This is a genomic window from Mesorhizobium sp. M0816 (assembly GCF_040320005.1).
Classification (GTDB): Bacteria; Pseudomonadota; Alphaproteobacteria; order Rhizobiales; family Rhizobiaceae; genus Mesorhizobium.
Genome location: NZ_JAMYOT010000010.1, coordinates 116,442 through 134,755, shown reverse-complemented (window position 1 = coordinate 134,755; position 18,314 = coordinate 116,442). Strand labels below are relative to the sequence as shown.

General features: G+C 63.1%; 16 protein-coding genes, 1 other RNA gene and 3 pseudogenes. 10 read left to right on the top strand and 10 right to left on the bottom strand.

Translation table 11 applies throughout. The features are described from left to right. Nucleotides 1-124: 124 nt before the first annotated feature. Nucleotides 125-322 (bottom strand): hypothetical protein, encoded by a 198-nt coding sequence (locus NKI17_RS17850; RefSeq protein WP_023676715.1) that lies wholly within the window; start codon nt 320-322, stop codon nt 125-127. A 147-nt stretch (nt 323-469) separates the two neighbouring features. Further along, entirely contained in the window at nt 470-955 is a 486-nt protein-coding gene (locus NKI17_RS17845) for a thioesterase family protein (RefSeq protein WP_352906432.1), read from the bottom strand. Between the two features lie 119 nt (nt 956-1,074). Between NKI17_RS17845 and NKI17_RS17840 the strand changes: the two genes are divergently transcribed. After that, entirely contained in the window at nt 1,075-2,490 is a 1,416-nt protein-coding gene (locus NKI17_RS17840) for an FAD-binding oxidoreductase (RefSeq protein WP_352906431.1), read from the top strand. 94 nt (nt 2,491-2,584) lie between these two features. Beyond that, nucleotides 2,585-6,670, top strand: a complete 4,086-nt coding sequence (locus tag NKI17_RS17835) for an AsmA family protein (RefSeq protein WP_352699294.1) — start codon at nt 2,585-2,587, stop codon at nt 6,668-6,670. Between the two features lie 11 nt (nt 6,671-6,681). Here NKI17_RS17835 and NKI17_RS17830 read toward each other — a convergent pair whose 3' ends face one another. After that, entirely contained in the window at nt 6,682-7,119 is a 438-nt protein-coding gene (locus NKI17_RS17830) for a MarR family winged helix-turn-helix transcriptional regulator (protein WP_352906430.1), read from the bottom strand. A gap of 168 nt (nt 7,120-7,287) precedes the next feature. Here NKI17_RS17830 and NKI17_RS17825 point away from each other — a divergent pair. Further along, nucleotides 7,288-7,851: pseudogene (locus tag NKI17_RS17825) on the top strand (CBS domain-containing protein); the annotation flags it as partial. 3 nt (nt 7,852-7,854) lie between these two features. On the opposite strand, the gene NKI17_RS17820 reads toward NKI17_RS17825, so the two are convergent. The 4 genes from NKI17_RS17820 to NKI17_RS17805 form a co-directional block, all read right to left on the bottom strand. Then, nucleotides 7,855-8,076 carry a ribbon-helix-helix domain-containing protein gene (locus tag NKI17_RS17820; RefSeq protein ID WP_352456525.1) on the bottom strand — a complete coding sequence of 74 codons (222 nt, stop codon included), beginning with the start codon at nt 8,074-8,076 and terminating at the stop codon, nt 7,855-7,857. A 20-nt stretch (nt 8,077-8,096) separates the two neighbouring features. After that, nucleotides 8,097-8,300: a DUF4169 family protein gene (locus tag NKI17_RS17815; protein WP_023676708.1), complete on the bottom strand. Its 204-nt coding sequence runs from the start codon at nt 8,298-8,300 to the stop codon at nt 8,097-8,099. A gap of 18 nt (nt 8,301-8,318) precedes the next feature. Next, the gene (locus tag NKI17_RS17810) at nt 8,319-8,855 is read right to left on the bottom strand and encodes an SspB family protein (protein WP_352906429.1); all 537 of its coding nucleotides are present in this window, start codon (nt 8,853-8,855) and stop codon (nt 8,319-8,321) included. Nucleotides 8,856-8,989: 134 nt separating this feature from the next. After that, entirely contained in the window at nt 8,990-9,679 is a 690-nt protein-coding gene (locus tag NKI17_RS17805) for a TetR/AcrR family transcriptional regulator (protein ID WP_352456524.1), read from the bottom strand. Nucleotides 9,680-9,847: 168 nt separating this feature from the next. Between NKI17_RS17805 and NKI17_RS17800 the strand changes: the two genes are divergently transcribed. Then, nucleotides 9,848-11,053 (top strand): multidrug effflux MFS transporter, encoded by a 1,206-nt coding sequence (locus tag NKI17_RS17800; protein WP_352456523.1) that lies wholly within the window; start codon nt 9,848-9,850, stop codon nt 11,051-11,053. A 101-nt stretch (nt 11,054-11,154) separates the two neighbouring features. Further along, nucleotides 11,155-11,976, top strand: a pseudogene (locus NKI17_RS17795) (LysR family transcriptional regulator); the annotation flags it as partial. Nucleotides 11,977-12,042: 66 nt separating this feature from the next. Here NKI17_RS17795 and NKI17_RS17790 read toward each other — a convergent pair. From NKI17_RS17790 to ssrA, 3 genes and pseudogenes are all read right to left on the bottom strand, one after another. Beyond that, nucleotides 12,043-12,783 carry an SDR family oxidoreductase gene (locus NKI17_RS17790; RefSeq protein ID WP_031211759.1) on the bottom strand — a complete coding sequence of 247 codons (741 nt, stop codon included), beginning with the start codon at nt 12,781-12,783 and terminating at the stop codon, nt 12,043-12,045. 173 nt (nt 12,784-12,956) lie between these two features. Beyond that, nucleotides 12,957-13,496, bottom strand: a pseudogene (locus NKI17_RS17785) (AAA family ATPase). A gap of 113 nt (nt 13,497-13,609) precedes the next feature. Further along, nucleotides 13,610-13,965, bottom strand: a transfer-messenger RNA (tmRNA) gene (gene ssrA, locus NKI17_RS17780). A gap of 162 nt (nt 13,966-14,127) precedes the next feature. On the opposite strand from ssrA, the gene NKI17_RS17775 reads away from it, so the two are divergent. The 5 genes from NKI17_RS17775 to modC all read left to right on the top strand — a co-directional run bounded on the left by NKI17_RS17775 (nt 14,128) and on the right by modC (nt 18,253). After that, the gene (locus NKI17_RS17775; protein ID WP_352906428.1) at nt 14,128-14,439 is read left to right on the top strand and encodes a DUF2853 family protein; all 312 of its coding nucleotides are present in this window, start codon (nt 14,128-14,130) and stop codon (nt 14,437-14,439) included. Nucleotides 14,440-14,551: 112 nt separating this feature from the next. Then, on the top strand, nt 14,552-15,346 hold the full coding sequence (locus NKI17_RS17770; protein ID WP_352570447.1) for a thymidylate synthase: 795 nt from the start codon (nt 14,552-14,554) through the stop codon (nt 15,344-15,346). A 286-nt stretch (nt 15,347-15,632) separates the two neighbouring features. After that, on the top strand, nt 15,633-16,424 hold the full coding sequence (gene modA, locus NKI17_RS17765; protein ID WP_352906427.1) for a molybdate ABC transporter substrate-binding protein: 792 nt from the start codon (nt 15,633-15,635) through the stop codon (nt 16,422-16,424). Between the two features lie 15 nt (nt 16,425-16,439). Then, nucleotides 16,440-17,144 carry a molybdate ABC transporter permease subunit gene (gene modB / locus NKI17_RS17760; protein WP_023676699.1) on the top strand — a complete coding sequence of 235 codons (705 nt, stop codon included), beginning with the start codon at nt 16,440-16,442 and terminating at the stop codon, nt 17,142-17,144. Beyond that, nucleotides 17,141-18,253, top strand: a complete 1,113-nt coding sequence (gene modC, locus NKI17_RS17755) for a molybdenum ABC transporter ATP-binding protein (protein WP_352906426.1) — start codon at nt 17,141-17,143, stop codon at nt 18,251-18,253. The genes modB and modC overlap by 4 nt, the downstream gene beginning before the upstream one ends. Nucleotides 18,254-18,314: the final 61 nt, after the last annotated feature.

Here is an 18,314-nt window from a genome sequence, read left to right as displayed (position 1 = left end):
CCGACGCTGTAACCGTCGCGGAACGCGTTGGCGCGATGGGGAGAAGTGCACGGCGTGGCAATGACGGGCGGCGCAAATATACCAAATGCAAACCGGACGGCCGGTCTGTTTCTTCCCCCACCGTTCAGGCGTGGCCGCGTTTCATCCGCGCCTGCTTCAGGATGGCGCGCCAGCGGATCATGGCGAATGGGATCGGCTCGTTGTTGTTGGCGATGTGGAAGATCTCGTTATTGAGGTTCTTCAGCGAGCGCCAGAAATCATAGTCGGTGATGCGTGGGTCAGCCGCCAGCCTGTCCGCCTCGACCTTGATGTCGGTTTTCATGCACGTTCCCCGAACCGCTGCTGCTCCGCCGCCCGTATCGCAATTCGATGCGGACGGTTTTCCAACGCCGCGCTGAGTCGTTCAACGTCTCAATTCGGCTTGTTCACGTTAAAACCTCGGTAAGGTTAACGGCGGTTGGACCGTGGTTCAAGCCGGCTTACGACGAATACCGATCGAACGGCCGGCGCGCTCCGGCATCGGCAGGGCGGCATGGGCGGCGCGCATCGCTTCCACCCTGGCCAGGACGTCGGCGGGGAAGGGCGCTACCTTCGGGCCAGCCATGTCGACATGCAGCGACAGCGTTTCGGACGTGGCGGCAAGCCAGCCGTCGGAATGGCGGATTTCCTGATAGGCTCTCAGCCGCTTCTCGTCATGGTCGAGGAGTTGGAACGAGACCGTGACCTTGTGGTCGAGATGCAACTCCTGGACGTAGCAGACATGGACTTCCGCGGTGTAGATGGTCAGCCGCCGTTCTTTCACATAATCCGGCCCCATCCCCATCATCTCGAATGCTTCGTCGGAGCAACGATCGAAAAGCACGTTGTAATAGGCCATGTTGAGATGGCCGTTGTAGTCGATCCAGGCCTCCTCGATGTTCATGGCGCGAGAGACGAAAGGGGCGGGGATGGGCATCGGAAACTTCCTTCTCGTCATGCCGGGGTGAGCGTGGACTGGACAGAGCGTGCTTGGTGAGACTACGCATCCGTAGAAGCAGAACAAGGGTGGACGCTGGTCCATTCGCGGAGGAATCGATGGCTCTAAGCGACCTCAATCCGGTCGAGCGCAACGAAGCAGGCATTGCCGCCGTACTCGGCATCCTCAAGCAGCGGCTCGGCGAGCGATTCCAGACCGGCCAGGCGATCCGCGCCCAGCACGCGCACACCACGACCTATATTCCGACGCAGGCGCCGGACGGCGTCGCCTTTGCCGAGACGACGGAGGAGGTGCAGGAGATCGTGCGCGCATGCGCGGCGCATCGCGTGCCGGTGATCGCCTTCGGCGTCGGCTCTTCGCTGGAAGGTCACACCAATGCGCCGGGCGGCGGCATCTCACTCGATACGTCACGCATGAACCGCATCACTGCGGTCAATCCGCAGGACCTCGACTGCATCGTCGAGCCCGGCGTGACGCGCGAGGACCTCAACCGGCACCTGCGCGACACCGGCCTGTTCTTTCCGATCGACCCGGGCGCCAACGCCTCGCTCGGCGGCATGGCGGCGACGCGTGCGTCGGGCACCAACGCGGTGCGCTACGGCACGATGCGCGAGAACGTCCTGTCGCTGACGGCGGTGATGGCCGACGGGGAAGCAGTGACGACCGGCAAGCGCGCCAAGAAAAGCTCGGCCGGCTATGATCTGACGCGGCTGCTGATCGGTTCGGAAGGCACGCTTGGCATCATCACACAGCTGACCTTGAAGCTGCAGGGCATTCCACAGGCGATTTCAGGCGGCGTTTGTCCGTTCCCCAGCCTCGAGGCGGCGTGCAACGCGGTGATCGCGACCATCCAGATGGGCATTCCGGTGGCGCGCATAGAATTGGTCAACGCACTGCAGATGCGGGCGATGAAGACCTATTCGAAGCTCGACTATCCGGAGAGTCCCTGCCTGTTCGTCGAATTCCACGGCAGCGATGCCAGCGTCGCCGAGCAGGCCGAGACCTTCGGCATGATCGCCGAGGAAAATGGCGGCGGTCCGTTCCTGTGGACCAGCGTCGCCGAAGAGCGAACGAAATTGTGGAAGGCCAGGCACGATGCCTACTGGTCGTCGCTGACACTGCGGCCGGGCGCCAAGGGCCTCTCGACCGATGTCTGCGTGCCGATCTCGCGCTTTGCCGAATGTGTCACGGAGACCGAGGCGGATATCGCGGAGATGGGGCTGATCGCGCCGATCGTCGGCCATGCCGGCGACGGCAATTTCCATGTGCTGGTGCTGATGGACGTGGACGACCCGAAGGAGATCGCATTGGCGGAAAAATTCGTGGCGCGGCTCAATATGCGCGCCATCGCCATGGACGGCACCTGCACCGGCGAGCATGGCATAGGGCAAGGCAAGATCGGCTTCCTGCGGCATGAGCTCGGCCATGGCGTCGACATCATGCGCACGATCAAGCAGGCGCTCGACCCGCTGAACAGCATGAACCCGGGCAAGATATTGCCGGGAAAGGACTGACATCAGGCCGCTGCCGCGCCCCGATTTGCCTCTTTATCGACACGCTGATGCGGGTAGAGTGCCACTGACTTTACTATCAACTGTCTAGGAGTTCATGCTCGCACGCCTGTTCGTGATCTTTGGTGGGCTTCTCGTGCTGGTGCTGTGTGCGGCGCTGGTGGTGCCGTACTTTGTCGACTGGACAGGTTACCGTGCCGATTTCGAGCGCGAGGCCAGTGCCGTTCTGGGCCGCAAGGTGACCGTGCGAGGCGATGCGACGGCAAGGCTGTTGCCGTTCCCCTCGGTGACCTTTTCCAACGTCGCCGTTGCCGGTGGCCCCAACGGCCAGCCGGCGATGACCGTCGAAACCTTTTCGATGGATGCAGAACTCGCGCCATTCCTGCGCGGCGAGGTGCTGATCTTCGACATGCGCCTGGTGCGGCCGAAGGCGACGATCGACATCGCCGCCGACGGCACGGTCGACTGGACGATACGGCCGTCCTCGCCTTTCGATCCCGGCCAGATCTCCATCGAGAAGCTGACGGTGACGGAAGGACAGATCGCGCTCAGCCACGCCGCCGGCGGGCGCAGCCATCTTATTTCCGAGATCAACTCGACGATCTCGGCCAAGTCGCTGGCCGGCCCCTGGCGGCTGGACGGCTCGCTGTTGCTGGACGGGTTGCGGACCACGATCGCCGCTTCCACCGGCAAGACCGAACCGGACGGGCAAATGCGGCTCAGGCTCAAGGCCGATCCGGATGACTATCCGCTGGTCATCGAGACCGACGGCAATGTGGGCCTCGTCGAGGGCGCCGCGGTCTATTCGGGCCAGTTCAAGATATCGGGCGCAGACCGAACTGCGGCGCAGCTGCGCGGCACCGGCGGCGAGGCACTGAAAGTCAGCGCCGGCAAACCGGACCCGGGCTTCAGGCTGAACGGCAAGTTTTCGCTCGACCACCAGAAGCTCGGCGTCGACGAATTCCGCTTCGAGACGGGACCGCTCGACAATCCCTACACCGCCGACGGCAAGGCTGCGGTCGACCTTGGGCTGAAGCCGCATTTCTCGATCGAGGCCAATGGCGCGCAGGTGCAGTTCGACGAGGCCGTAGGGGCGGCGGCCGGCGCCGGATTGACGCTGTCCGAGCGGGTGGCGGCGCTGGAGCAGGCGCTGCTCGGTCTACCGAAGCCGACCATACCGGGTACGGTCGAGGTGAAACTGCCGGCCGTGGTTGCAGGCGACACCACGGTTCGCGACGTGCATCTGTCCGCCGAACCGGCCGAGGGCGGCTGGGCGGTAAAATCGCTGGCCGCCACGCTGCCCGGCCGCGCCAAGCTGGAAGCCAATGGCTTGGTCAGCGTCGAGGACCATTTCGGTTTCACCGGATCGCTGCTTCTGGCGGTGGCGCAGCCCTCCGGCTTCGCCGCATGGCTGTCGAAGGACGTCGACGAGGCGATCCGCCGCTTGCCGGCCGCCGGCTTCAAGGCCAAGGTGGATTTGAGCGAGAAGCACCAGGCCTTCAGCGATCTCGAACTCATCCTCGGCAAGGCGAAGTTCTCCGGCCGCATCGATTCCAGCCAGCCCGACGACACCCGTCCATCGGTGCTGATGCAACTGGAAGGTGGCGAACTCGATGTCGATGGGCTCGCCGCCTTCGCCTCGATCTTCGTCAGCGACAAGGGCGCCAACCGCTTTTCCGATCGCGACCTCGATTTCCAGATCAAGGCCGGGCCGGTCAGCGCCGGCGGGTTGACCGCCGATAGCGTCGATACTGCGCTTAGATTGCGCGAGGGGTTGCTTGAGATCGACCGACTGTCGGTCGGCGGACTTGCCGGCGCCTCGATCAGCGCTACCGGCCGGATCAAGGATTTCCCGGCGAGCCCGACCGGCAAGCTCGACGCCTCGGTGGTCGCCGTCGACCTCAAGCCGCTGATCGACGTCGCCGTCCGGCATTATCCGGATAATGCGGTGCTGAAGGGGCTGGCGGAGCGTGCTGCTGCCTATCCCGAGTTGTTCCAGGATGCGCGTATCGACGCGGTCACGAGTGCCGCAGACAATGGCGACGGTACGACCGGACTGGCAATGAGCGCACAGGGCAAGGCCGGTGGCTCGGCCTTTTCGGCGTCGTTGTCCGGCAAAGGGGCGCTCGACCGGCCTCTCGAAGCGCCGGTGACACTGACCTTCAACGCAAGGAATGCCGACGCCACCGCACTTCTGGCGCTTTACGGTCTGCCGGCACTGCCGCTCGGCATGCTCGGCGAGGCGACCACCGACGTCTCGGCCAAAGGCACGCTTGGCAGCGGCCTGGCGACACGCTTCAGCCTGGCCGGCAATGACTTCAAAGCTGGTTTCGACGGGACAATTGCCGACACGCCTCAAGGCGCGGCCGCCAAGGGCAAGGTCAGCCTTGAAACGGCCGACATCGAGCCATGGCTGATGACGACCGGCGTCGGCCTGCCCGGCATGGGCACCGGCATGTCGACGTCGCTTGCAGCCGATGCCGATTACGGCAATGGTCTCCTGGTGCTGAGCGGCCTCAGCGGCGCCGTCAACGAAGCGGCGGTTTCCGGTGACGTAAATATCGACATCAAAGAGGGGCTGCCGCATCTTGCCGGCGCGCTGTCGCTGGACGAGCTGGACCTCGATCCGATGGCGGTGATGCTGTTCGGTGACCAGGCCTTCCTTGTCAATGACAGGACCTGGCCGACAGCACCGTTCAGCCAGAAATCCAGTCTGCCATTTACCGCCGATCTCGATCTGACGGCGGCGTCGCTTGCCGCCGGCCCGCTTGCCACCGCCTATGACGCTGCGCTGTCGCTGCAGCTCGACCAGGAGGGCATCCGCGTTTCCGACCTCAAGGCAAAGTTCCTCGGCGGCGCGTTGAGTGGCCTGTTCGAGCTCAAGAACAATGACGGCACCGGGCTTTTCTCCGGTCAGATGAAACTCGCCGGCGCCGATCTGGCAGCCGTGCTGCCGGAGGCCGGCATCAGCGGAAGCGGCGAGTTCTCGACGGCGCTTTCGACCAGCGGCAAATCGGTCGACGCGATGGTTGCGGCGCTGTCCGGTTCCGGCACGGCAACGCTCAAGGGCATGACTATTGCCGGCTTCAATCCCGAAGCCTTTGGCGCATTCATCGCCAAGGCCGACGCGATAGGGCGCGATATCGACGCCTCGAAGACTGCCGGCTTTGTGCCGCAGATCGCCGCGGCGGGCAGTTTTCCGGCACAGGACACCGATATTGCCTTCACCATCGCCGGCGGCACGCTGAGGGCGCCGCCGGTCAAATTCGAAAGCCCGGGCGCGACGCTGTCCGCCGACATCACCGCCGATCTGAACACCAGCACCGTCGATGCCAAGGGCGAGATCGCTTACCGGCCCGGCGACGAGGCGCTGGTCGGCTCCGAACCGATTTTGAATTTCAGCGTCGACGGGCCGTTCGGCGCCACCAAGCGGCAGTTCGACAGCGAGCCGCTGGCACAGTTCCTGACCCAGCGTGCGCTGGAAAAGGAGCAGCAGCGGGTCGAAGCCATGCAAGCCGCACTGCTCGAGAAACAAAGGCTGCGGCGTGAGGTGCGCTACTACGCTGCACTGCAAACCGAGCGTGAAAGAGCGGCGGAGGAACTGCGCAGACAACAGGAAGCAGCGCGGCTGAAGGCCGAAGCCGAGGCTCAGGCCCAAGCCGAAGCCGAGGCGAGGGCGCAAGCTGAAGCCAAGGCGAAAGCTGAAGCGGACGCCAAGGCACAGGCGGATGCGGAGGCGAGGGCCCAGGCTGAGGCCAAAGCGAAAGCTGAAGCGGACGCCAAGGCAAAGGCCGAAGCTGAGGCGCAGGCCCAAGCCGAAGCGGAGGCCAGGGCGCAGGCTGAAGCCAAGGCGAAGGCGGATGCAGCGGCGAAGGCCGAAGCCGAGGCCAGGGCGAAAGCCGAGGCGGCTGCAAAGGCCGAAGCCAAAGCCAAGGCGGCGCAACAGGCTGCCGAGGAAGCAGCGCAGGCCGAAGAACAGCAACGCCAGAGGGCGGAAGAGGCGTTGCGGATCGCCTCGGAAGAGAAGGCAAGGCTCGACGCCGAACGCAAGGCCGCGGCGGAGCGAGCGGAACGGGCGCCACCGGCCGCAAATAACGTGCCACCGCCAGTGCAGCCCCCGCCAAAGCTCAAGTTCGATCCCTCGTCGATCGACGATCTGCTAAAATCGTTGAATGGCGGGTGACGGCGCATCCCTTATGTGTCGCGTCCAGCAAGCAAGCGCTTCAGCATCGGCTCGATCCGCCCGAGTTCGTCGAGATGAGCGGCCGACAGATCGGCGAGACTGTCGTCGGCGCGCTCGGTCAGCCGCAGCAGCACGCGGCGGTGGTCCTCCTCGTCGTGGTCCCTCGCGACGAGCCCGGTTTCGCAAAGACGGTTGACCAATTCCACTGCGCTGTGATGGCGGATGCGCAGGCGCTCCGCGAGGTCGCCAATGGTCACTGGCCCTCCGCCCGGGAACCCTTTGATTGCAAGCAGGGCCTGATGCTGGCGTGGTGTCAGGCCGGCTTCCTGCGCCTGGATCTGGCTGAATTCGAGAAAGCGGCGGATCAGGTAACGAAATTCGGACAGCCTCTGGTAGTCGGCCGGCCCGATCGTTGCGCCGCGCTTTTGTGGCTTCGAAGTGTCTGCCATCGATTCCTTTCCGACAAAGCCGCAAACGGGCCTTGAACATTTATATCGCGTTACGATACAGCGCACCAACATGGCTCGTGCCCGCCATCTTCGGTGGCACGGCCGGCGACCCATCCGCAAGTCGGCACGCCGCCAGAAAGCAAGGTTTGCAAATGAAGTCCGATCACGCATGCGGTGACCGTGCTGTTGATGAAGCGTTCGATCCTCACCGAAAAAATCGCAAGGCGAGGGCATCACCTGGTTCGCGAATACCGTGTCGATCCGTTCGCCCTGACCAGGGTGCGCGAGGTGATGACCAGCGAGGTCGAAAGCGTGCCGGCGACGATGACGCTGCATGGCGCGGCAGCGTTCCTGACGGCGCCCGAGACGCGGCATCCGAGCTTTCCGGTCGTCGATGAAGAGGGCCACGTGCTCGGCGTCATCGACCCGCCGGCGATCCTGCGCTGGAGACGCGCCGGCAAGCACCGCACGACGACACTTGGCGAACTGCTGGCCGGCAGCAAGGTCACGCTGGCCTATCCGGATGAGTATCTCGAGGGCCTCTCCGACAAGCTGCTGATGGCGAACGTGTCCCATTTGCCGGTCGTCACGCGAGAAAATGCCCGGCTGGTGGGCTATGTCGGCTGGAAGGACCTGATGCGCGTCAGATCGAAGAAACAGGCCGAAGAACGCGACCGCTCGGCTTTGCTGGGCTTCCGTATCCGGCGCAGAAAACAGGATAGCGTTGCCTGAAGGCTACAACTTGCCGCGCTTGGCCCAATCCAGCACATAGAGCCGGAGCGCCGAGGAGAGATTGGCATCGCGCGGGCGGCTCTCGTCGATTTCGGCGACAAGCGCGGCGAGCGTCAGTTTTCGCACGGCCGCGATGGCGCCCAGGTCGTCGTAAAAAGGCTTTTCGAGCGAATAGCTGGTGCGGTGGCCGCGAATGGTGACCGAGCGCTTTTCCACCGGGCTCACGAGACGATCCTACTCACACTTCAAGCATCGGATTTGTCCGAATCGCCCGAATTTTCGCGGCGATGGCCGGCGACGAATTTATCGGCCTTGTCGGCGATCAGGCGGTCGCGATCCCGGCTGGGTTTGGAACGGCCATGCAGCGCCCGGTTCTGTTCGGCCAGGCGCTCCTTCTCGGCTCGCGCCTTCTGCTTGCGTGCCTGACGGAGATTGACGATCTCGGCCATGTCACGCCGCCCGTCGGGTCACTTCTTGCGGAAGGCGTCAAGCGACACCACGTCGGCGCCCTTGGCGCCGGCGACGGCCGCGGCAGGCTTCTTTTCCGCTTCGGCGGTTTTCTTCTTCGTCTCGGGCTTTTTCTCGGCGACGATGGCCAGCGGTTCGGGAGCAGGCTTGGCCTTTGTCTCCTGTTCCGCCGGGGTATCGGTCTTGACGTCGAATTCGAGCTCGAAGTTGACGGACGGGTCGTAAAAGCCGCGTACGGCCGAGAACGGGATTTCCAGTTTCTCCGGCACGTCGGAAAACGACAGCCCGACCTCAAAGCCGGTGTCGCTCACCTTCAGGTCCCAATACTGGAACTGGATGACGATGGTCATCTGTTCGGGATAGCGCTCGCGCAGCCGCGACGACACGCGCACGCCCGGCGCGCCGGTGAGAAAGGTGATGAAGAAATGATGGTTGCCCGGGAGACCGGTGCGCGCGACCTCGGCCAGGACCTTGCGCATGACGCCGCGCAACGCCTCCTGGGCCAGAATGTCGTAGCGGATGTGGTCGTCGGCCATGTGGCTGTCGGGTTCCGTTGAATCGTCCTGATAGCTGTAATCAAGCTTGAGCGCGGCGTAAACCGGATATAGATCGCCGGCGTGCGGAAGCGAAGCCCATTGGCGACGATTTGATCGTCAAACGGCTTTGATCGTCAAGCGCTGGCGAGCGCGCCCTGTTTGCTTGCCCGGGCCATAGGCTGCCGCTTGCCGAAGGCGCGCAGGAAGGTGCGCACGCCATTTGTCGCCGACTGCACCACCTCGTCCTCGGTCGGTGTGCCGCCGAGCATGAACGTCGTCTGCAACTCGGCATTGGCAAGCGCCATGAACTGGCGCGCTGCGACATCGGGATCGTCGATGTCAAGGAAGCCGGCATGAGCGAGGCGGGCGAAGCGGGCGGCGATCGCCGGCCATGTCCTGCCCGGTCCTTCTTCGCGCCATTCGGCGAACAACTCGGGATAGCGCCCGCCCTCGGTCTGGATCAGCTTGCGCAAGAATTTGCCGTCGCGGTTGCAGATGCAGTTGTGGTTCATCCGCACAGCAAAGGCGATGAGGTCGGCCTCGAGATCCTTCGGCTGATCGGGAAAAGTGGAAATCGTAGCAAAGATGCCGGCATTGCAACGTTCGGTGAGGTCGCGGACGATGGCAACGAAGAGTTTTTCCTTGTCGCCGTGATGATTGTAGATGGTCTGGCGGGAGACGCCGGCCTCGGCGGCAATCATGTCGATATTGGCACCGGCAAAGCTTTCGCGGCAGAAGACCGAGGCGGCGGCATCGACAATCGACATGCGCTTGGCCTCGTGGCCTCGCGGCGGGAAAATGTCAGGAGAGACGTTGGCCTTCATGCAAAACTATATAGAGATGGTTGACGAATTAGACAAGCCTGTCTAAATTTGTGGACTTGCACGAAGGGGGTTTCGTTCCGCAGAAGAGTCGGAACTCCACGGGATGGAACGTCCTAGGGTTACACGCCGGTCCTCGGCGGCAACCAGAATTCGAAAGAGCCTGCTATCATGAACGCCAAATTCCTCCGCATTGCGGTCGTGCTCGGCCTATTGTCCGCGATCGGCCCGTTTGCCATCGACATGTATCTTCCGGCCCTGCCGTCAATCGGCGAGGATCTGCATGCCAGCACTGCCGCGGTGCAGATGAGCCTGCTGATCTTCTTTCTTTCCATGGGCTTCGGCCAGATCGTCGTCGGACCAATCTCCGACATGGTCGGCCGCAAGCTGCCGCTCTACGGCGGCCTGGCGCTGTTCATGGTCGGCGGCGTCGGCTCGGCGCTGGCTCCCTCGATCGAATGGCTGATCGCCTTCCGTTTCCTGCAAGGGCTCGGCGCCAGCGCCGGCATGGCCGTGCCGCGTGCGATCGTGCGCGACCTGCATACCGGCACCGAGGCCGCCAAGCTGATGTCGCTGCTGATGCTGGTGTTTTCGGTGTCGCCGATCCTAGCGCCGCTGACCGGTAGCCAGATCATCGAGAATTTCGGCTGGCGCGCCGTGTTCTGGACGGTGACGGGCGCGGCCGTGCTCGCCACCATCCTGCTGGCGACCTCGCTCAAGGAGACACGGCCGGTCGAAGAGCGCGCCGGTTCGTCCTTCGGGACGGCACTTTCCGGCTACCGCTTCCTGATGGGCGACCGCAACTTCCTTGGCCTGACGGCCATCGCCGGCTTCGGCATTGCGAGCTTCTTCGTCTATCTGTCGAGCTCGTCCTTCATCCTGATCGATCATTACGGGCTGTCGCCTTCAGTCTACAGCGTGTTCTTCTCGATCAATGCGGTTGCCTTCATCGGCATGTCGCAGCTGACCGGGTTGCTGTCGGAGCGGTTCGGGCTGCAGCGCGTGGTGCGCGTCGCGGTGACCGGCTATGCGACGACGATGGTGGTGCTGTTCGCGGTGATGGCATCGGGTGTCGACCGGCTCGACGTGATGGCGGCGCTGCTGTTCATCGGCTACGGCTTTCTCGGCCTGGTCATCCCGACGACGTCGGTGCTGGCCATGGAAGAGCATGGCGAGATCGCGGGTACCGCGTCGGCGCTGATGGGCACGCTGCACTTCGCCATCGGCGCGGTCGCCATGGGCGTCGCCGGCGTGTTTTTCGACGGCACGCCGCTGCCGATGGTGGCGGGCATCACGCTCTGCGCGGCGATCTCCTTCACACTGGCCAAAATAACGCTCGGCCGCAGCCGGGACGTCGCGGAAGCGCCGGCGGAGTAAACTTCGCCTATCGAGACAAAAAGGCCGGGCGATGTTCCCGGCCTTTTCACGTTTGCCGTCCCGGTTCAAAGCAGTCTATGCCTATATGACGGGTTCAGGACATGCAGCTTCGACATCTCAAAACCTTCGTGGCGGTCGCCACCACCTTGAACATCACACGCGCCTCCGAGCGGGTTCATCTTGCCCAATCGAGCGTGACCGAACAGATCCAGGCGCTGGAAAGCGATCTAGGCACGTCGCTGTTCGACAGGTCACGGCGTGGCTTGAAGCTGACGGCGGCGGGACAACGCCTGCTGGACTACGCAAACGATCTCCTCGACCTCGCGGACGAAGCCCGTTCCGCAGTCGCCGACGCGAGCGGCACGGTTGCCGGTCGCCTGACTGTCGGCGGCCTGGAGACGCTTTGCTCGACACGCTTGCCAGCTCTGCTGGCGGAATTCCATCGGCGCCATCCCGATGTGAAACTGAACCTCAGGGCGGACGATAGCAGTGGGTTGCGTGCCGGCGTGACAAGCGGGGCGCTGGACGTATCTTTCCATTTCGGAGCCGTCCCGGCGGCGGCGCCGGAGCTGCGAAGCAAGCAAGTGGCAGTGGAAGAGCTCGTCACCATAATGCCGGCAAATCACCGATTGGCTGGACATTCTGCCATGACGCCCGACGATCTGGCTGACGAGGCCTTCCTCGTGACCCAGCCCGGTTGCGTCTATAGGCGGATGTTCGACGAAACGTTTGCCGCAACGTTGCCTGACCGTCCAAAACTCGTCGGCGAGTTCGCCAGCATGGGTGCGATACGGGGCCTTGTCGCAGCCGGTCTTGGATGCGCGCTGGTTCCGCGTCTCGTGGCTTCCGCGGCTGACGCCAATGTTGTCGTGTTGCCTTGGGTCGCAAGCAGCCCGGTGACGCCGGTCATCATGGTATGGCGCCACCGGCGCATTCAAGCGCCGGTCATGCGGCTGTTCCTCGCAATGATTCGCGAGGTCTGGCCGTCACTAGACCAGCCGCTGGCCACCATCGACATGAAGCACGGTTCCGGTGATGAAGCCGTTGTGCATGAGGGACGTGATGGCCTGGGCAATGTCGGTTGCCTGGCCGATCCGGCCGACGAGCAGACGCTTTGCCATGGCCTCCAGCGCAGCCACCTTTCCGCTGCCGACGACGGCATCCCAAATCGGCGTGTCGACCCAGCCCGGCGAAACGACGTTGACGCGGATCGGCGCCAGTTCGACGGCAAGCGCGTAGGCGAGTGAGCCAAGTGCCCCATTAACGGCTGCCACCACCGAGCCTTTCGCCGCCGGACGATAGGCGGCGATGCCTGAGGTCAGCGTGATCGATCCCCTAGGCGTCAGACGAGGCGCGCCATGCTTGGCAAGAAGAAGCGGTCCGACGACTTTGGAATCCATCACTTTCCGCGCCGCCGAGATGTCCATCTCGGGAAGCAATACATAGACGCCGGTGACGTCGGCGGCGGTCGAGACGATGTGGTCGAGCGTGCCGACCTCCTGGAACAGGCGCTGGACCTCGTCCTCGCTAGTGACGTCGGCTGCGATCGTCCTCAGCCTTTCGGGGTGAGGCACGCGCTGCCGTGCGGCCGACAACCGGTCCTCGGAGCGGCCGACGATCGTAACCTCGGCGCCGGCGGCAAGCTGCTGTTCGGCCAGCGACAGCCCCATGCCGGAACTGCCGCCAACGATCAGGATGCGTTCGTGTTTCGGTGTGGTTTCCTGGTTCATCTTATCTCTCCATGAGGCAGCTCGCCGGGCATGACCACACGCGGCGAGAAACTGAGGCCTTGTCCCGCAAAGGCGTGGAAGAAGGGAAACGGGAAGAAACGAATGCTGCCATCGGAGGTTCCGATGATGGGAGGCCCTTGGGCTTTCGCAAAACCGTCGCTTGCGGCGCTTCGCTACGACGCTGTCTCGGAGAGGACGAACCGCAGCCGCGTTTCGACGGGCGCCAAGGGCAGCGGCACCAGCTCGTAGCCTAGTTCCGTGTAAACGGCGACGAGTGCGTGAAAGGTGCGTTCAGCCTCGTCCATCGTTTGCTTGCGCTCGTTGTCCTGCCGAAAGATTTCTGGCCATGGCGGCGCGACGAAGACGCGCCTGGCATAGCGGAAGCGTCGGGCGGCATTCGTGGCGTGATCGGGAACCGGCACCCCGGTCAGGCGCAGATAGCCAAGAGTGTCCGGCACGCCGCGATCGAAGAAGACCAGGCCGGATTGCTCGCCCGCGATCCGGTAGGAGCGCAACTCCCAAGACAGCATCAACTCGGCGAACAGAGCCGCCAGGGCAGGGCCTTGCCGCCTATCGCCAATTGGTCGTGAATGATGCTGCGCCCGGCTTCGCCCGAGGTTGCGAGGCCTGCCACCTTAAGAGTCGATCAATGTTGTCTTGCCTGAGCCCGGACCGCCGGTCAGCACGAAAAACCGATTGGAATCGTTTCGCATTTCTGATCCATGGATTGGATGGGGGAAGTATGAAGACAGGGATTTTTTGGACCCGTCAGGGCACATGAAAGCCCGGCCGGCGGGGCCTGCTTCTGCATATGTCGAGAGGGAGAAATGGAGGTTTCTGTTGCCAGGTACCTCCGAACCCCGCCTAGAAGTGCGAACCACTAGGGCTTGAATTGAAGCTATCGCACCGCTTACGCGGCGAGACGTGCTTCCGCATAGTTGTCGTTGGCAACTATAAGTTTAGCCCGATAACGGTGGTACAATGCCGGGCAAAAGTACGATCTTTACACCTTCGTCGATCCTATTTCGCCCCCAGCAAAAGCCGCTCCTGAGCAGCGGTTTTTGGTGGAGGCGCCGGGTACCGCCCCCGGGTCCGAACGGCTTATTTCATCGCCTGTTTATCGCCATAGTCGGTCGAGCCGACGAGGCGAATATAGGGACTGACGGTGGAAAATGAAAGGCCGGAATGCCACTTTCGTCCGTGTTAAAGTGGATCATCAAGGGGTTGACTTGCAGCCGGTCTCAACCGAAGCTTTGTGGCGGTGAGGAGACCTAGCGCATACTTGCGGCAGCGCGCCACAATCCTCATTGACCGGATCCCGTGGCGCCGACGAGGGGAAATTCGATGGCCGATTATCTCGCAGACGTAAAGAAGTATGATGCGGCGGCGGATGCCGACGCGGTCGCCAAGATCGTCAAGCATCTGGGCATCGCGCTCAGGAACCGCGATTCCTCGCTGGTGTCCTGCACCGACGCGGAGGAACTGAAGCGCGTCAGGAACAGCTGGGTCGCCGGCAAGCTGGGCGTCACCGACGGTGCCAAGGCGGATGCGGCTATCGAAAAGACCTGCAAGGCTATGGCGGCCGACAACAGCAAGAGCCGGGTGACATTCTATTACCTCGTCGCCAAGGATCTGGGCATGCTCGGCTCGCTCTGAGCAACCTCGCCGCCGGTGCTGGTAGGCTTCTGCTGGAATCGTCTCGCTTTGCTGTGTTCGGCCGACGGTCATTCGGCTATGATGGCTGACAACCCGAATCGGACCGGAGCCGATGCGCCAGTATCTCGACCTTCTGAAGCATGTGCTGGAAAACGGCGCTGATCGCGGCGACCGCACCGGCACCGGAACGCGCTCGGTATTCGGCTATCAGATGCGCTTCGACCTGGCCCGCGGCTTTCCGGTCACCACCACCAAGAAGCTGCACCTGAAGTCGATTATCCACGAGCTTTTGTGGTTCCTGGCCGGCGACACCAACATCAAATATCTCAACGATCACGGCGTCTCGATCTGGGATGAGTGGGCCGACGAGAACGGCGATCTCGGCCCGGTCTATGGCAAACAATGGCGGTCGTGGCCGGACGGCCATGGCGGCGCCATCGACCAGATTGCGAATCTTCTGAAGGAGATACGCAAAAATCCTAATTCGCGGCGGCTGATCGTTTCGGCGTGGAACCCGGCCGAGGTGGAGGCCATGGCCTTGCCGCCCTGCCACTGCCTGTTCCAGTTCTATGTGTCGCAAGGCAAGCTTTCCTGCCAGCTCTACCAGCGTTCGGGCGATATCTTTCTCGGTGTGCCGTTCAACATCGCTTCCTATGCGTTGCTGACGCTGATGGTGGCGCAGGTGACCGGATTGAAACCCGGCGATTTCATCCACACGCTCGGCGACGCGCATCTTTACTCGAACCATTTCGAGCAGGCGCGCGAACAATTGCGGCGCACGCCCAAGGCGTTGCCGACGCTGTGGATCAATCCCGAGGTGAAGGATCTCTTTGCCTTCCGCTTCGAGGATTTCCGGCTCGAGAACTATTTCGCCGACGCGACGATCAAGGCGCCGATCGCGGTCTAGCACCATAGCTGACCGTGCATATCGACATTGCCTACTGCGGCTGCGCCCTTGGGCATTGTCAGCATCCATCTTGATTGGCCGACGTCGACTTGACGCGCGATTCCTGGTCGCTGATTTTCATGTGAATATTTCCTTCGGCCTCGGTACCGCTGTATCCAACGAAGATTATCGCAGGCCGGGAAAACCTCAGCTCAGAATGCCGTCGGCGGTAAAGAGCCTTTCCTTGTTATGTTCACATGGATATATCGATGGACGGCTTCGGGCGTTCCGAGACGAGGAGAGTTTCATGCTGGCGCGCAAAGGTTCGACGACGATTGCCATCGCGGGTCTTGCCGCCATCCTGATGGCCGCGGTGCCGGCGGCCCATGCCGATGACAAGGTGGTCGTGTTTGCCGCGGCGAGCCTGAAGGACGGGCTCGATGCCGTCAACAAGGCCTGCGAGGCCGATGTCGGCGAGACGGCGACCATTTCCTACGCGGCGAGCTCGGCGCTGGCCAGGCAGATTGAAAGCGGCGCGCCGGCAGACCTGTTCATCTCGGCCGATCTCGACTGGATGAAATATCTTGCCGACAGGAAGCTGACCAAGCCCGAAACCCAAGTGAAACTGCTCGGTAACCAGATCGTGCTGGTTGCGCCGCGGGATTCCAAGGTTGAAACCAGGATCGAAAAGGGTTTCGATCTTGCCAAGCTCGTCGGTGACGGCAAACTTGCCATGGGCGATGTCAAAGCTGTGCCGGCAGGCAAATACGGCAAGGCAGCCCTCGAATCGCTCGGTGCCTGGTCTTCGGTCGAAGGCAAGGTGGCGCAGGCCGAGAATGTCCGCGCCGCCCTAAAGCTGGTGTCGACCGGCGAGGCAGCACTCGGCATCGTCTACGCCACGGATGCGCATGCGGAGCCTGGCGTGAAGGTGGTCGGCACTTTCCCCGCGGGTACCCATCCGCCGATCATCTATCCAGTCGCCCAGCTTGCGGATTCGAAGAGCAGGGATACCCCGGCATTCCTGAAATGCCTGCAATCCGCCAAGGCTGGCGAACTCTTCAAGGCGCAAGGTTTTACAATCCTCGCGCCGAGCAACTGACGTACGGCACCGCACATGAACTGGCTGCTGGATCTCGCTCCCGACGAATGGAATGCGGTCCGGCTGTCGATCAAGGTGGCGACCGTGGCGATGATTGCCAGCCTGCCGCCGGGCATTCTGATCGCACTTGTGCTTGCCCGCGGCCAGTTCTGGGGCAAGACGCTGCTCAATGGTCTGGTGCATCTGCCGCTGATCCTGCCGCCGGTGGTGACCGGCTATTTGCTGCTTTTGACTTTCGGCAAGCGTGGTCCGGCCGGCGCTTTCCTGGCCGAACATTTCGGCATCGTTTTTTCCTTCCGCTGGACTGGCGCCGCGCTCGCCTGCGGCGTGATGGGCTTTCCGCTGATGGTGCGGGCCATCCGGCTGTCGATCGAGGCCGTCGACCGCAAAATCGAGGCGGCCGCCGGCACGCTCGGCGCCAATCCGCTATGGGTATTCGGCACGATCACGCTGCCGCTTATCCTGCCCGGCCTGATCGCCGGTGCGATCCTCTCCTTCGCCAAGGCGATGGGCGAATTCGGCGCGACGATCACCTTTGTCTCCAACATTCCGAACGAGACGCAGACGCTACCGTCGGCGATCTACACTTTCACGCAGGTTCCCGGCGGCGACGCCGGCGCGCTCAGGCTGACGCTGATCTCGATCGTCATCTCGATGGCGGCACTTGTTGCCTCGGAAGTGCTGGCGCGGCGCGTCGGCCGGCGGATGGACATCGAATGACGGTTCAGGTCGACATCAGCCACCGGCTTGGCGGTTTCACCGTCAATGCCCGCTTCGAAAGCGCCGGGCGGCTGACTGCGCTGTTCGGGCCTTCCGGCTCCGGAAAGACGACGCTGATCAATTTGATTGCCGGGCTGATCCGCCCCGACAAAGGTCGTATCGCGGCCGAGGGCCGCGTGCTGGTCGATAGCGACGCCGGCCTGTTCGTGCCGAAGCACAAGCGGCGGATCGGCATGGTGTTCCAGGATGCGCGGCTGTTTCCGCATATGAGCGTGGCGAGCAATCTGCGCTATGGCCGCTGGTTCACGCCGGCTGCTGAGCGTTACGCGGACATCAATGGCGTGGTCGAACTGCTCGGGATCGGCCATTTGCTCGACCGGCGGCCGGCAAAACTCTCCGGTGGCGAGAAGCAGCGTGTGGCAATCGGCAGGGCGCTGCTTGCCAGTCCGAAATTGCTGCTGATGGACGAGCCGCTGGCTTCGCTCGACGAGGGGCGCAAGGCCGAGATCTTGCCTTATATCGAGCGGCTGCGCGACGAGACGAAAATCCCGATCGTCTATGTCAGCCACTCGATCGCCGAAGTGGCGCGGCTGGCGAGCGACGTCGTGGTGCTGATGCAAGGAAAGGTCGCCGCTTCCGGTCCGACCGGAGCGATCATGCAGCGTCTGGATCTATTGCCGGCCGAAGAGCGCGGCGAGGGCGGTGCCGTGCTGGATACCGCGGTTCTGCGCCACGACGAAGCCTTTGGCATGACGGTGCTAGGCTCATTGGCGGGCGAGATCCGGGTGCCGCTTCTGGCAACGCCAGCCGGTGCGCCGGTGCGCGTCCGCATCCGTGCCCGCGACGTGATGATCGCCACCGAGCAGCCGGTTGGCCTCAGCGCGCTCAACATATTGCCGGGCACGATCGTGGCGATAGAGCCGGGCGAAGGGCCTACGGTCGAGATTGGCCTCGACTGCAATGGCGCAACCGTGCTTGCCCGCATCACCAAACAGTCGCGGCAGACACTGGGGCTTCGGCTTGGTCGACAGGTCTTCGCCGTGGTCAAGACGGTGAGCTTCGACCGGGCGAATACCGGCGCCGGCCTGCCCGCCGAGGCGGATGAGTGAACGGCCGATGATTCGCTATATCGTTTTGGAATAGCGGTATCGCTGCAGAACTTGTAGAATA

Coding starts and splice junctions, on each gene's coding strand:
- NKI17_RS17800 (WP_352456523.1), top strand. CDS start 9,848: ATGAACGCCAAATTCCTCCGCATTGCGGTCGTGCTCGGCCTATTGTCC.
- NKI17_RS17810 (WP_352906429.1), bottom strand. CDS start 8,855: ATGGCCGACGACCACATCCGCTACGACATTCTGGCCCAGGAGGCGTTG.
- modA (WP_352906427.1), top strand. CDS start 15,633: ATGCTGGCGCGCAAAGGTTCGACGACGATTGCCATCGCGGGTCTTGCC.
- NKI17_RS17845 (WP_352906432.1), bottom strand. CDS start 955: ATGCCCATCCCCGCCCCTTTCGTCTCTCGCGCCATGAACATCGAGGAG.
- modC (WP_352906426.1), top strand. CDS start 17,141: ATGACGGTTCAGGTCGACATCAGCCACCGGCTTGGCGGTTTCACCGTC.
- NKI17_RS17770 (WP_352570447.1), top strand. CDS start 14,552: ATGCGCCAGTATCTCGACCTTCTGAAGCATGTGCTGGAAAACGGCGCT.
- NKI17_RS17835 (WP_352699294.1), top strand. CDS start 2,585: ATGCTCGCACGCCTGTTCGTGATCTTTGGTGGGCTTCTCGTGCTGGTG.
- NKI17_RS17850 (WP_023676715.1), bottom strand. CDS start 322: ATGAAAACCGACATCAAGGTCGAGGCGGACAGGCTGGCGGCTGACCCA.
- NKI17_RS17840 (WP_352906431.1), top strand. CDS start 1,075: ATGGCTCTAAGCGACCTCAATCCGGTCGAGCGCAACGAAGCAGGCATT.
- modB (WP_023676699.1), top strand. CDS start 16,440: ATGAACTGGCTGCTGGATCTCGCTCCCGACGAATGGAATGCGGTCCGG.
- NKI17_RS17790 (WP_031211759.1), bottom strand. CDS start 12,783: ATGAACCAGGAAACCACACCGAAACACGAACGCATCCTGATCGTTGGC.
- NKI17_RS17830 (WP_352906430.1), bottom strand. CDS start 7,119: ATGGCAGACACTTCGAAGCCACAAAAGCGCGGCGCAACGATCGGGCCG.
- NKI17_RS17815 (WP_023676708.1), bottom strand. CDS start 8,300: ATGGCCGAGATCGTCAATCTCCGTCAGGCACGCAAGCAGAAGGCGCGA.
- NKI17_RS17775 (WP_352906428.1), top strand. CDS start 14,128: ATGGCCGATTATCTCGCAGACGTAAAGAAGTATGATGCGGCGGCGGAT.
- NKI17_RS17805 (WP_352456524.1), bottom strand. CDS start 9,679: ATGAAGGCCAACGTCTCTCCTGACATTTTCCCGCCGCGAGGCCACGAG.